General features: G+C 56.8%; 13 protein-coding genes. 8 read left to right on the plus strand and 5 right to left on the minus strand.

Annotated elements, in window-relative coordinates:
- The 4 genes from modC to WFM46_RS10365 form a co-directional block, all read right to left on the minus strand.
- Positions 1-694, minus strand: a 694-nt coding sequence (gene modC, locus WFM46_RS10350; RefSeq protein ID WP_336997586.1) for a molybdenum ABC transporter ATP-binding protein ModC, incomplete at its 3' end; no start/stop codon positions are given.
- Positions 695-696: 2 nt separating this feature from the next.
- Positions 697-1,386, minus strand: a complete 690-nt coding sequence (modB, locus tag WFM46_RS10355) for a molybdate ABC transporter permease subunit (protein ID WP_336997587.1) — start codon at positions 1,384-1,386, stop codon at positions 697-699.
- Positions 1,383-2,159, minus strand: a complete 777-nt coding sequence (gene modA, locus WFM46_RS10360) for a molybdate ABC transporter substrate-binding protein (RefSeq protein WP_336997588.1) — start codon at positions 2,157-2,159, stop codon at positions 1,383-1,385. Before modA ends, modB begins: the two co-directional genes overlap by 4 nt.
- 179 nt (positions 2,160-2,338) lie before the next feature.
- A complete protein-coding gene (locus WFM46_RS10365; protein WP_103178743.1) occupies positions 2,339-2,488 on the minus strand; it encodes an AcrZ family multidrug efflux pump-associated protein in 150 nt (49 codons plus the stop codon).
- Positions 2,489-2,616: 128 nt separating this feature from the next.
- Here WFM46_RS10365 and modE point away from each other — a divergent pair, with 128 nt between their 5' ends.
- The 7 genes from modE to gpmA all read left to right on the plus strand — a co-directional run bounded on the left by modE (position 2,617) and on the right by gpmA (position 10,371).
- Positions 2,617-3,405, plus strand: coding sequence for a molybdenum-dependent transcriptional regulator (modE, locus tag WFM46_RS10370; protein ID WP_156654114.1), 789 nt, complete (start codon positions 2,617-2,619; stop codon positions 3,403-3,405).
- 68 nt (positions 3,406-3,473) lie between these two features.
- Positions 3,474-4,943 carry a molybdate ABC transporter ATP-binding protein ModF gene (gene modF / locus WFM46_RS10375; protein ID WP_180210141.1) on the plus strand — a complete coding sequence of 490 codons (1,470 nt, stop codon included), beginning with the start codon at positions 3,474-3,476 and terminating at the stop codon, positions 4,941-4,943.
- Positions 4,944-5,149: 206 nt separating this feature from the next.
- Positions 5,150-6,166 carry a UDP-glucose 4-epimerase GalE gene (gene galE, locus WFM46_RS10380; protein ID WP_103178740.1) on the plus strand — a complete coding sequence of 339 codons (1,017 nt, stop codon included), beginning with the start codon at positions 5,150-5,152 and terminating at the stop codon, positions 6,164-6,166.
- A 9-nt stretch (positions 6,167-6,175) separates the two neighbouring features.
- Complete coding sequence (gene galT, locus WFM46_RS10385) at positions 6,176-7,222, plus strand: galactose-1-phosphate uridylyltransferase (RefSeq protein WP_103178739.1); 1,047 nt, start codon at positions 6,176-6,178, stop codon at positions 7,220-7,222.
- Between the two features lie 2 nt (positions 7,223-7,224).
- Positions 7,225-8,373: a galactokinase gene (galK, locus tag WFM46_RS10390; protein WP_114387637.1), complete on the plus strand. Its 1,149-nt coding sequence runs from the start codon at positions 7,225-7,227 to the stop codon at positions 8,371-8,373.
- Complete coding sequence (gene galM / locus WFM46_RS10395) at positions 8,367-9,407, plus strand: galactose-1-epimerase (RefSeq protein WP_336997589.1); 1,041 nt, start codon at positions 8,367-8,369, stop codon at positions 9,405-9,407. The genes galK and galM overlap by 7 nt, the downstream gene beginning before the upstream one ends.
- Before the next feature lie 211 nt (positions 9,408-9,618).
- Positions 9,619-10,371, plus strand: a complete 753-nt coding sequence (gene gpmA / locus WFM46_RS10400; RefSeq protein ID WP_103178736.1) for a 2,3-diphosphoglycerate-dependent phosphoglycerate mutase — start codon at positions 9,619-9,621, stop codon at positions 10,369-10,371.
- A gap of 67 nt (positions 10,372-10,438) precedes the next feature.
- Here gpmA and aroG read toward each other — a convergent pair whose 3' ends face one another.
- Positions 10,439-11,491, minus strand: a complete 1,053-nt coding sequence (aroG, locus tag WFM46_RS10405; protein ID WP_103178735.1) for a 3-deoxy-7-phosphoheptulonate synthase AroG — start codon at positions 11,489-11,491, stop codon at positions 10,439-10,441.
- A 321-nt stretch (positions 11,492-11,812) separates the two neighbouring features.
- Between aroG and WFM46_RS23835 the strand changes: the two genes are divergently transcribed.
- The gene (locus tag WFM46_RS23835; RefSeq protein ID WP_442913455.1) at positions 11,813-12,343 is read left to right on the plus strand and encodes a protein YbgS; all 531 of its coding nucleotides are present in this window, start codon (positions 11,813-11,815) and stop codon (positions 12,341-12,343) included.
- Positions 12,344-12,436 lie beyond the last annotated feature (93 nt).

Here is a 12,436-nt window from a genome sequence, read left to right on the forward strand (position 1 = left end):
TTTGCTGCTCCTGCGGCAGCCAGGGATGCATTACGCTGCTCCCCCACACCTCTTCCAGATTACCGAACGCTTTCACGCTGCCATTTTCCAGCACCAGTACCTTATCGGCCAGATGCAGGATCTCATCCAGCGAATGGCTCACATAGAGCATCGGGATGTTGATTTCGCGGGCCAGGCGCTGCAGATAAGGCAGCAGCTCGCGCTTACGGGGGATATCGAGGGAGGCCAGCGGTTCGTCCAGCAGCAGCAGTTCCGGGGCAGTAAGCAGCGCCCGGCCTATCGCCACGCGCTGCTTTTCGCCGCCCGACAGCGACGACGGCAGCCGGTCAAGCAGGTGCTCAATGCCCAGCAAAGCCACCAGCTTATCGAACTGCCCGGCCATGCTTTTCGCCATGCCGTAACGCAGGTTGCCCAGTACTTTGTAATGGGGAAACAGCCTGGCGTCCTGGAAGACATAACCAATCCGGCGCTTTTCTGGCGCGAGAAAAATACGCTTTTCGGCATCGTTCAGCACCCGATCGTTGAGTACGATCCGCCCCGTCTGAGGTCGCGTCAGCCCGCTTATCGCGTTGATTAGCGACGTTTTGCCCGCGCCGGAGACGCCAAAAATGGCGGTAATGCCGCTGGCTGGCAGGGTTTCGTTGAGGGTCAGGCAGTGATCGCCCAGCGTCTGGGTAAAATTGAGTTCCAGCATGATTATTTCCCCATCCGTTCACGGCTGATGCGCGCCAGCCACTCCGACACCAGCAGCGACACCAGCGCCAGCACAATGGAGATCAGGCACAACCGCACCGCAGCCCCCTCGCCACCCGGGGTCTGGATCAGGGTATACATGGCCGACGGGAGAGTGCGTGTTTCGCCCGGAATGTTGGAAACAAAAGTGATGGTGGCGCCAAACTCCCCCAGCGAGCGGGCAAATGCCAGCACCGTGCCGACAATAATGCCCGGCAGCGTCAGGGGAAGCGTAATGGTGAAAAAGACGCGCCAGCGCCCGGCCCCGAGGGTACGGGCCGCCTGTTCAAGTTTAAGATCGACCCCTTCCAGCGCCAGGCGGATCGCCCGTACCATCAGCGGGAATGACATCACCGCCGCCGCCAGCACGGCGCCGCGCCAGCTGAAGGCAAAGCTAATGCCAAACCACTCATACAGGCGCTCGCCGATAAAACCGCGCCGCCCCATGGCAATCAGCAGCAGATACCCTACCACCACCGGCGGTAGCACCAGAGGCAGGTGCAAAATACTGTCGAGGAGTGCTTTGCCCGGAAACTGACAGCGAACCAGTAACCAGGCGAAAAAGACCCCAAAGGGCAAACTCAATGCAACCGCGAGGGAAGAGACTTTCAGGCTCAGCAGCACGGCCTGCCATTCGGGATCGGTCAATATCATTCGTGCGTCGTAAATCCGTAACGTTTAAAGATGGCAGACGCCTGCGGCCCCTTCAGATAATCGTAAAAGGCGCTGACGGTTGCGTTTTTATGTCCATCAATGATGGCCACAGGATATTCCACTTTCTTATGCGAGTCTTCAGGGAACGTACCCACCACTTTCACCCCTTTTTCAGCAACCGCATCGGAACCGTAGACGATCCCAAGCGGCGCTTCATTGCGCGCCACCAGCGCCAGTGCGCCACGCACATCTTCCGCAGGCGCCAGTTCAGGAGCCAGCGTCTCCCAGGCACCCAGTTTTTGCAGCGCCTCTTTAGCGTAAATGCCTGCCGGAACGTGTTCCGGATCGCCCACCGCCAGACGCCCCCCTTTCAGCAGGCTGCTCCAGGGCGTCTCCTTGTTGATAGCCACCTCGCCCTGGGCGCTGGCTTTCGGCGCCACCACAACCAGGCTGTTGCCGAGCAGGGTGACACGGCTCGCCGCATCAACCGCTTTTTTATCGACGGCGTAATCCATCCACTTCTGATCGGCCGAGATAAAGAGGTCGGCAGGGGCGCCTGCTTCAATCTGTCGCGCCAGAGTGGACGAAGAGGCAAATGACGACACCACGTCGACGTTTGTCTCTTTTTTATACACCGCGGCAATATCCTGCATTGCGTTCGTCAGTGATGCGGCGGCAAAGACGGTGATCTTGCCTTCGTCTGCTAGCGCCTGGCCGGCCAGCGTGAGTGTCAGCGTCACGCCGGTAACCAATCCTGACCATGTACGTTTCATTTAAAGCTCCTGCAAAGACCGTTATATAAATTGAAATATAACGATAACCGTCAGGTTTGCCCAGCGTTAAATCGTACCGATCGGGGAGTAGATCAATTTTGTCCTGAAAATAGTATCGGCGAGGAAGGGGGAAACTTGAGAGCAAAACGCCCGGCGGAACCGGGCGTTTTTAAAGGGAATTAATGCTGTTTTTTCGGCTGTTTTCTGTGGCCGACATTGGAAAAGATGTTGAACACCTCACCCAGGCCGTAGATGGCACCGAGGATGATAGCCATCACCACTGGTACCATGATCACGGCGAATACCAGACTTTTCAGCAACTCTAACATGGCTTTCTCCAGACAATGTGAATTGCCTTATTCTAACCGGAAAAGCGAGAATTACATCCCCTTTTGTGCGGTACAGTTTGCGCCGGTAACGAATTACGTCACAATAACCCTTTTGCCAGGACATTGTTATGCAGGCCGAAATTCTCCTCACCCTACGTCTTTCGCAAAAACTGTTCGCCGATCCCCGCCGCATTGCCCTGCTCAAGCAAATTGAGCAAACCGGCTCCATCAGCCAGGGGGCAAAAAACGCTGGCATTAGCTATAAAAGCGCGTGGGATGCTATCAACGAGATGAACACGCTGAGCGAACAGACCCTGGTCGATCGCGCCACCGGCGGCAAAGGCGGCGGCGGTGCCATCCTGACGCGCTACGGGCAGCGGCTGATCCAGCTCTATGACCTGCTGGCGCAGATCCAGCAAAAGGCCTTTGATGTTTTAAGCGATGACGACGCCCTGCCGCTGGACAGCCTGCTCGGCGCCATCTCGCGTTTCTCTTTGCAAACCAGCGCCCGCAACCAATGGTTTGGCACGGTCACCGCCCGCGATGATGACCAGGTCCAGCAGCATGTCGATATTTTACTCGCCGACGGCACCACCCGCCTGAAAGTTGCCATTACGGCCCAGAGCGGCAAGCGGCTGGGGCTGGATGAGGGCAAAGAGGTGCTGGTGCTGTTGAAAGCGCCATGGGTCAACATCACGCTGGACAGGGAAACGGCAAAACAGGCGGATAACCAGCTACAGGGAGTTATCAACCATATCGACCGTGGCGACGAGCAGTGTGAAGTGCTGATGACCCTGCCCGACGGCCAGACGCTCTGCGCCACCGTGCCTGCGGCCCAGAGCCAGGATTTAGAAGAAGGTGCTGAGGCGACCGCATATTTTAATGCCGACCGGGTGATTATCGCCACGTTGTGCTAAGCGCATTGACATGTGTGCCGACAGTGGGTTATCCCTGATGCTTATTGCTGCAAAAAATGGGATAAATCATGTCATCATTGCAAATTTCGCAAGGCACGTTTCGTCTTAGCGACACGCGCACGCTCACCCTCGCTGATTTTACGTTGAATGGTGGTGAAAGCTGGGCTTTTGTGGGCAGTAACGGCAGCGGCAAATCTGCCCTCGCCCGCGCCCTGGCTGGCGAGCTGACGCTGCTGAAGGGCGAACGCCAGAGCAGTTTCACCCGCGTGACCCGCCTCTCCTTCGAGCAACTGCAGAAACTGGTCAGCGACGAGTGGCAGCGTAACAACACCGATATGCTCAGCCCCGATGAAGATGATACTGGCCGAACCGCCGCTGAAATCATTCAGGACGAGATCAAAGACGACGTCCGTTGCCGCCAGCTGGCGGAACAGTTCGGCATCACTTACCTGCTGGAGAGACGTTTCAAGTATCTTTCTACCGGTGAAACCCGCAAAACATTGCTGTGCCAGGCCCTGATGGCCGACCCCGACCTGCTGATCCTGGATGAACCTTTTGACGGCCTCGACGTGCAATCCCGCAGCCAGCTGGCGGATCTGCTGGCCTCGCTTAATCAGCAGGGCTATACCCTGGTGCTGGTCCTGAACCGTTTTGACGAGATCCCCGATTTTGTCCAGCACGCGGGGGTGCTGGCCGACTGCACCCTGACGGCGGTGGGCGAAAAAGCGGCTCTGCTGAAGCAGGCGCTGATTGCCCAACTGGCGCACAGTGAAAAACTGAACGGCATTACCCTGCCCGAACCGGATGCGCCATCTGCGCGTCACGGTTTGCCGGAGGGCGAGGCGCGGATTGTGCTGAATAACGGCGTGGTCTCCTATAACGATCGTCCGATCCTCAACCAGTTAAGCTGGACGGTAAATCCCGGCGAGCACTGGCAGATTGTCGGCCCTAATGGCGCCGGGAAATCGACCCTGCTTAGCCTCATTACCGGGGATCACCCCCAGGGCTACAGCAACGATCTCACCCTCTTTGGCCGCCGTCGCGGCAGCGGCGAAACCATCTGGGATATCAAAAAACATATTGGCTACGTCAGCAGCAGCCTGCACCTCGATTACCGCGTCAGTACCACGGTGCGCAACGTCATCCTGTCCGGTTATTTCGACTCCATCGGGATTTATCAGGCGGTGTCTGACCGGCAGCACAAGCTGGCGCAGCAGTGGCTGAATATTCTGGGGATGGATAACCGGGTTGCGGATGCCCCGTTCAGCAGCCTGTCGTGGGGCCAGCAGCGGCTGGCACTCATCGTGCGCGCGCTGGTGAAACACCCGACGCTGCTGATCCTCGACGAGCCGCTACAGGGGCTGGATCCCCTTAACCGCCAGCTTATTCGCCGTTTTGTCGATGTCCTGATTAGCGAAGGTGAAACGCAGCTGCTGTTTGTTTCTCACCATGCCGAAGACGCACCCGCCTGTATCACCCACCGCCTGGAATTTGTCGCCAACGGCGACGGCTATCGCTACCAGGTTGGCCGCATCTGACATCCTGACGGGGGCCACGCCCCCGCTCTTTTTCGGACAACCTGCAACATCCCACCCCAAGCGCTTTGATCTACAATCCTTTTTTAGCCGGAGAGCAGCTGCGTTTTGTGCAGTGTAAACGATTCCACTATTTTATCCCATGTCACACTTTCCTGCTCTCTGTTATGCTAGGATTATCTCATACCATAAGCCTAATGGAGCGAAATATGCGAGTTCTGGTAACAGGTGGTAGCGGTTACATAGGAAGTCATACCTGTGTGCAACTGCTGCAAAATGGCCATGACGTCATCATCCTTGATAACCTGTGCAACAGTAAACGCAGCGTGCTGCCGGTTATGGAGCGCCTGGCCGGTAAACAGCCTGCTTTTGTCGAAGGCGATATTCGTAACGAAGCGCTGATGACTGAGATCCTGCACGATCACGCCATTGATACGGTGATTCACTTTGCTGGCCTGAAAGCGGTGGGCGAATCCGTGGCGAAGCCGCTGGAATATTACGACAACAACGTCAACGGCACGCTGCGCCTGGTCTCTGCCATGCGCGCGGCGGGCGTCAAAAACCTGATCTTCAGTTCTTCCGCCACCGTCTACGGCGACCAGCCGCAAATCCCTTATGTTGAAAGCTTCCCGACCGGTACGCCGCAAAGCCCGTACGGCAAGAGCAAGCTGATGGTGGAACAGATCCTGACCGACCTGCAAAAAGCACAGCCGGAGTGGAGCATCGCCCTGCTGCGTTATTTCAACCCGGTGGGCGCACACCCATCCGGCGACATGGGTGAAGATCCGCAGGGCATTCCTAATAACCTGATGCCCTATATTGCCCAGGTTGCGGTAGGCCGTCGTGACTCGCTGGCGGTCTTCGGCAACGACTACCCTACCCCAGACGGCACCGGCGTTCGCGACTACATTCACGTGATGGATCTCGCCGACGGCCACGTCGCCGCCATGCAGCAGCTGGCCAATAAACCGGGCGTTCACATTTACAACCTCGGTGCGGGCGTCGGCAGCAGCGTGCTGGATGTGGTGAATGCCTTCAGCGCCGCCTGCGGCAAACCGGTGAGCTACCACTTCGCCCCGCGTCGCGACGGCGATCTGCCTGCCTACTGGGCCGATGCATCGAAGGCGGATAAAGAGCTTAACTGGCGTGTCTCCCGCACGCTTGACGAAATGGCACAGGATACCTGGCGCTGGCAGTCTCGCCACCCACAAGGCTATCCGGACTAAGGACCTGTCATGACCCAATTTAACCCCGTCGATCACCCGCATCGTCGTTTTAATCCATTAACCGGGCAGTGGATCCTGGTCTCTCCGCATCGCGCCAAACGCCCCTGGCAGGGCGCGCAGGAGACACCGTCCAGCGAGACACTGCCCCAGCACGATCCGGACTGCTTCCTCTGTCCGGGAAATACTCGCGTCACCGGCGATATCAACCCGGACTACAAAGGCACCTTCGTCTTTACCAATGACTTTGCCGCCCTGATGACCGACACGCCGGACGCCCCGCAGAGTGACGATCCGCTGCTGCGCTGCGAAAGCGCGCGCGGCACCAGCCGGGTAATCTGTTTCTCGCCGGATCACAGCAAAACCCTGCCGGAGCTGAGCGTAGAAGCGCTGACCGAAGTGGTGAAAACCTGGCAGGAGCAGACCGCCGAACTGGGACAAACCTATCCCTGGGTGCAGGTCTTCGAGAACAAAGGCGCGGCGATGGGCTGCTCGAATCCCCATCCCCACGGCCAGGTGTGGGCCAACAGCTTTATGCCTAACGAAGTGGAGCGGGAAGATCGCCTGCAAAAAGCCTATTACGCTGAGCAGCAGTCGTCCATGCTGCTGGACTATGTCCAGCGCGAGCTGGCTGATGGCAGCCGCACCGTCGTGGAAACCGAACACTGGTTAGCGGTGGTGCCATACTGGGCGGCATGGCCATTCGAGACCCTGCTGCTGCCGAAAGCCCACGTTCTGCGGTTAACCGATCTGAGCGACGCCCAGCGCAGCGATCTGGCGCTGGCGCTGAAAAAACTGACCAGCCGCTATGACAACCTGTTCCAGTGCTCCTTCCCCTATTCCATGGGCTGGCACGGCGCACCGTTTAATGGCGAAGAGAATCAACACTGGCAGCTGCACGCCCACTTCTATCCGCCGCTGCTGCGCTCCGCCACCGTACGTAAGTTTATGGTCGGCTATGAGATGCTGGCAGAAACCCAGCGTGACCTGACGGCGGAGCAGGCCGCAGAGCGTCTGCGTGCAGTGAGTGATGTCCATTTTCGCGAATCCGGAGAATAACAATGAGTCTGAAAGATAAAACCCACGCCCTGTTTGCTGAAAAATTTGGTTATCCCGCCACGCACGCAATCCAGGCGCCAGGCCGCGTTAACCTCATCGGCGAACATACCGACTACAACGACGGTTTTGTCCTGCCCTGCGCCATTGATTACCAGACGGTGATCAGCTGCGCGAAACGCGACGACCGCAAAGTGCGCGTGATGGCAGCGGATTATGACAACCAGATCGATGAATTTTCGCTGGATGAGCCGATTGTTGCCCATGACAGCCAGCAGTGGTCTAACTACGTCCGCGGCGTGGTGAAGCATCTGCAAAAACGTAACAAGGAGTTTGGCGGCGCGGATCTGGTGATCAGCGGCAACGTCCCACAAGGTGCGGGCCTGAGCTCCTCTGCCTCGCTGGAAGTGGCTGTCGGCACCGTCTTCCAGCAGCTTTATCACCTGCCGCTGGATGGCGCGCAGATCGCCCTTAACGGCCAGGAAGCAGAGAACCAGTTCGTCGGCTGTAACTGCGGCATCATGGATCAGCTGATCTCGGCGCTGGGCAAAAAAGGCCACGCGTTACTGATCGACTGCCGCTCGCTGGGCACCAAAGCGGTCAGCCTGCCGAAAGGCGCGGCGGTGATCATCATCAACAGTAATTTCAAACGCACCCTGGTGGGCAGCGAGTACAACACCCGTCGCGAACAGTGTGAAACTGGCGCGCGCTTCTTCCAGCAGTCTGCACTGCGTGATGTCTCGCTCACCGAGTTCAATAAAGTGGCCCACGAGCTGGACCCGGTAGTGGCAAAACGCGTTCGTCACGTCCTGACCGAAAACGCCCGTACCGTAGAAGCAGCGGCTGCGCTGGAGAAAGGCGATCTGCAACGGATGGGTGAGCTGATGGCCGAGTCCCATGCTTCCATGCGCGATGACTTCGAAATCACCGTTCCACAGATCGACACCCTGGTTGAGATTGTGAAATCCGCCATTGGCGATCAAGGCGGCGTGCGTATGACCGGCGGCGGCTTCGGCGGCTGCGTGGTAGCGCTGGTACCGGAGGAACTGGTGCCGGTTGTTCAGCAAGCCGTGGAACAACAGTATGAAGCCAAAACCGGTATCAAAGAGACTTTCTATGTTTGTAATGCATCACAAGGAGCTGGCCAGTGCTAAACGAAACACCTGTTCTCGCCCCTGACGGCCTGCCGTATCGCCTGATCACCCTGCGCAACGAAGCAGGGATGGTCGTCACGCTGATGGACTGGGGTGCGACGCTGCTCTCCGCCCGCGTCCCGATGACCGACGGCAGCGTCCGCGAAACCCTGCTCGGCTGTGCGTCACCTGAGCAGTATGTGGAGCAAACGGCCTTCCTGGGCGCCTCGGTAGGCCGTTATGCCAACCGTATCGCCAAAAGCCGCTTTGAACTGGACGGCGTGCGCTATGACCTGCTGCCAAGCCAGGGCGAAAACCAGCTCCACGGCGGCCCGGATGGATTTGACAAGTGCCGCTGGCGCATTGTGCAGCAGAACGATGGCGAAGCGCTGTTGGCCCTCGACTCCCCGGATGGCGACCAGGGCTACCCTGGCAACTGTTCGACGAGCGTCCATTATCGCTTAACGGAGGACAACCGGATCGCCATTACCTACCGCGCCACCGTGGATAAACCTTGCCCGGTCAATCTGACCAACCACGCTTACTTCAACCTCGACGGCGACTGCAGCGACGTGCGTAACCACAGGCTGCAACTGCTGGCCCAGCGCTATCTGCCGGTCGATGAAATGGGGATCCCCCATGAAGGATTAAAAGCGGTGGCGGGTACCAGCTTTGATTTCCGCACTACCAAAGCTATCGCCCAGGATTTCCTGGCGGATGACCACCAGCGCAAGGTGAACGGTTACGATCATGCTTTCCTCCTTGATGCCCAGGGCGATCTGAGCCAGCCCGCGGCGCATCTCTGGTCTGCCGATGAAAAGCTGCAGATGACGGTCTATACCACCGCCCCTGCCCTGCAATTCTATTCTGGTAACTTCCTCGAGGGTACCCCGGCGCGCGAAGATGGAGAATACCGGGCCTGGCAGGGTCTGGCGCTGGAGAGCGAGTTCTTACCCGATAGCCCGAATCATGGGGAATGGCCGCAGCCTGACTGCATACTGCGCCCGGGCGAAGAGTACATCAGCGTTACCGAATATCACTTTATTGCGCAATAAAAACGAGCCCTCCTGCCGGAGGGCTTTTTTTATCCATCTTGCTGAAAATAGCGCCAGTTACGGACAAAATCACAACCCCTCATTCACAAGCATCTTACACTGCGACACTATTTTCGCTATGGTTAGGGTTAAGCGTTGCCCGCGGCTCAGCCGCAGCAATATAATGAGAATTGTTATCATTCAAATAATGCTTGTTCTGGAGGAGTAAAATATGGCTGTAACTAAGCTGGTTCTGGTACGTCATGGCGAAAGCCAGTGGAACAACGAAAACCGCTTTACCGGTTGGTATGATGTTGACCTGTCTGAAAAAGGTGTTGGCGAAGCGAAAGCAGCGGGCAAACTGCTGAAAGACGAAGGCTTCAGCTTCGATTTTGCTTATACCTCCGTGCTGAAACGTGCCATCCATACCCTGTGGAACGTGCTGGACGAACTGGATCAGGCCTGGCTGCCGGTTGAGAAGTCCTGGAAGCTGAACGAGCGTCACTACGGTGCGCTGCAGGGTCTGAACAAAGCCGAAACCGCAGAGAAATACGGTGACGAGCAGGTTAAACAGTGGCGTCGCGGCTTCGCGGTCACCCCACCAGAGCTGACCAAAGATGACGAGCGTTACCCGGGCCACGATCCGCGTTACGCATCCCTGACTGACGCTGAGCTGCCAACCACCGAAAGCCTGGCGCTGACCATCGATCGCGTTGTTCCTTACTGGAACGAAACCATTCTGCCACGCCTGAAAAGCGGTGAGCGCGTGATCATCGCTGCGCACGGTAACTCCCTGCGCGCGCTGGTGAAATACCTGGACAACATGGGTGAAGACGAGATCCTCGAGCTGAACATCCCGACCGGCGTGCCGCTGGTGTACGAGTTCGACGAAAACTTCAAACCAATCAAGCACTATTATCTGGGTAACGCTGACGAGATCGCGGCTAAAGCGGCGGCCGTTGCGAACCAGGGTAAAGCCAAGTAATAAAAAAGCCCGGTCGCGATGACCGGGCTCTGCGTTCTGAATGCCGGATGCGAATCCGGCATTTTTTTTAGCCGCGACGGGCTTTCACCGCATTCGCCAGCTGGCGCAGTACCGTTTCGGTATCGTCCCAGCCAATGCAGGCATCGGTGACGCTCTTACCGTAGACCAGCGGCTCGCTGCCTTCCAGATTCTGATTGCCTTCCACCAGGTGGCTTTCAATCATCACCCCGATAATCGCCTTTTCACCGCCGGCAATCTGCTGGCAGACATCGGTGCCCACATCCATCTGCTTTTTGAACTGCTTGCTGGAGTTAGCATGGCTGAAGTCGATCATCACCTGCGCCGCCAGACCGGCTTTTTCCAGGCCCGCCTTCACTTCGGCGACGTGCGCCGCGCTGTAGTTAGGCTCTTTGCCGCCGCGCAGAATGATATGGCAGTCGCCGTTCCCGCTGGTGTTCACAATCGCGGAGTGACCCCACTTGGTGACGGAGAGGAAGCAGTGCGGCGCCCCGGCAGCGTTAATGGCGTCAATCGCCACTTTGATGGTGCCATCGGTGCCATTTTTAAAACCAACCGGGCAGGAGAGCCCTGACGCCAGCTCGCGGTGAACCTGAGACTCGGTGGTACGCGCGCCAATGGCGCCCCAGCTCATCAGGTCTGCGAGATATTGTGGGGTGATCATATCGAGGAACTCACCCGCCGCAGGCAGACCGCTGTCGTTGATGTCCAGCAGCAGCTTACGGGCGATGCGCAGACCGTCGTTGATCTGGAAGCTGCCATCCATATGCGGATCGTTAATCAGCCCTTTCCAGCCTACGGTGGTGCGCGGCTTTTCAAAGTAGACGCGCATGACGATTTCCAGCTCATCCTTCAGCGCTTCGCGCAGGGTCAGCAGTCGCGCCGCATACTCTTTTGCCGCCGCAGGATCGTGAATGGAACATGGACCGATAACCACCAGAAGACGATCGTCATTACCTTTCAGGATCTTGTGGATCGCTTTACGGGCATGAGAAACGGTATTGGCGGCGTTTTCGGTGGCGGGAAACTTCTCAAGGAGCGCTACAGGGGGTAATAACTCGTTGATCTCTTTAATGCGTAAATCGTCATTCTGATAATTCATGTTCGTTCCAGCGTTGCCATACTTTTATAAATGAATGCAATCCCTCCAATCTATCTTGTCAGTCAGGAAGTGTAAACTCACTTTTACACTACGCACAGATAAATCCTGGAATTCGCTTAAAAAACGCAACAAAGTAGCGAAAAACGAGATACACCCTAAACTTTTTAACTGTATGCACTGCATTTATAAATTTTATCGCGATTCCATACTGACCTAAGTAGGGATCATGGCATCTTTAACCACTGAGCAGTATATCGATTTCGCATATGCACTGTGGAAAGAAGTTATCCAGAACATAACGACCAGAACAGGAGCAGCATGATGAAAATGACTAAACTCGCAACCCTTTTCCTGACAGCTTCGCTCACGATGGCGAGCGGTGCGGCACTGGCTGCTGATAGCGCCGCCGGCTCTAACACCAATAATGGCCAGGCGAATGCCGCCGCTGATGCAGGGGCCGTTGCGCCTGACGCACGCCAGAATATTGCTCCAAATAACACCGGCAACAGCCAGATTAACACCGGTTCTGGTACAACCGGCACCACCGGCACAACAGGTACAGGCACAACAGGTACTGGTACGGGGACTGGCACGGGTTCCATGCTCAATTCAGATGGAACGAACTCCAGCGGCACCGGGGTGACCAATGGTACCGGCAACAGTTCAACCACTGGCGGCACTAACTCCGTCATGGGTAATGACGACCCAAGTAAGATGAGTAACGACGGCATGTCCAAGGATGATCAGCACAGGAATTCGATGTGTAAAGACGGTAAATGTCCGGATCAATCCGGCAAAGTTGATACCGAAAGAACCCCACAAGAACAAAAGACTGACGGCACTACTCAGTAATTGACGGTAATGCGGTTATGATGAAGGAGAGCTACGGCTCTCCTTTATTTTTTGTGCAAAATGTTAAAAACTCTACACTTAAAATAATAATTT

The organism is Leclercia sp. M50, from assembly GCF_037150775.1.
In the GTDB taxonomy this organism is placed as follows: Bacteria; Pseudomonadota; Gammaproteobacteria; order Enterobacterales; family Enterobacteriaceae; genus Enterobacter.

Coding starts and splice junctions, on each gene's coding strand:
- modB (WP_336997587.1), bottom strand. CDS start 1,386: ATGATATTGACCGATCCCGAATGGCAGGCCGTGCTGCTGAGCCTGAAA.
- modA (WP_336997588.1), bottom strand. CDS start 2,159: ATGAAACGTACATGGTCAGGATTGGTTACCGGCGTGACGCTGACACTC.
- WFM46_RS10365 (WP_103178743.1), bottom strand. CDS start 2,488: ATGTTAGAGTTGCTGAAAAGTCTGGTATTCGCCGTGATCATGGTACCA.
- modE (WP_156654114.1), top strand. CDS start 2,617: ATGCAGGCCGAAATTCTCCTCACCCTACGTCTTTCGCAAAAACTGTTC.
- modF (WP_180210141.1), top strand. CDS start 3,474: ATGTCATCATTGCAAATTTCGCAAGGCACGTTTCGTCTTAGCGACACG.
- galE (WP_103178740.1), top strand. CDS start 5,150: ATGCGAGTTCTGGTAACAGGTGGTAGCGGTTACATAGGAAGTCATACC.
- galT (WP_103178739.1), top strand. CDS start 6,176: ATGACCCAATTTAACCCCGTCGATCACCCGCATCGTCGTTTTAATCCA.
- galK (WP_114387637.1), top strand. CDS start 7,225: ATGAGTCTGAAAGATAAAACCCACGCCCTGTTTGCTGAAAAATTTGGT.
- gpmA (WP_103178736.1), top strand. CDS start 9,619: ATGGCTGTAACTAAGCTGGTTCTGGTACGTCATGGCGAAAGCCAGTGG.
- aroG (WP_103178735.1), bottom strand. CDS start 11,491: ATGAATTATCAGAATGACGATTTACGCATTAAAGAGATCAACGAGTTA.
- WFM46_RS23835 (WP_442913455.1), top strand. CDS start 11,813: ATGAAAATGACTAAACTCGCAACCCTTTTCCTGACAGCTTCGCTCACG.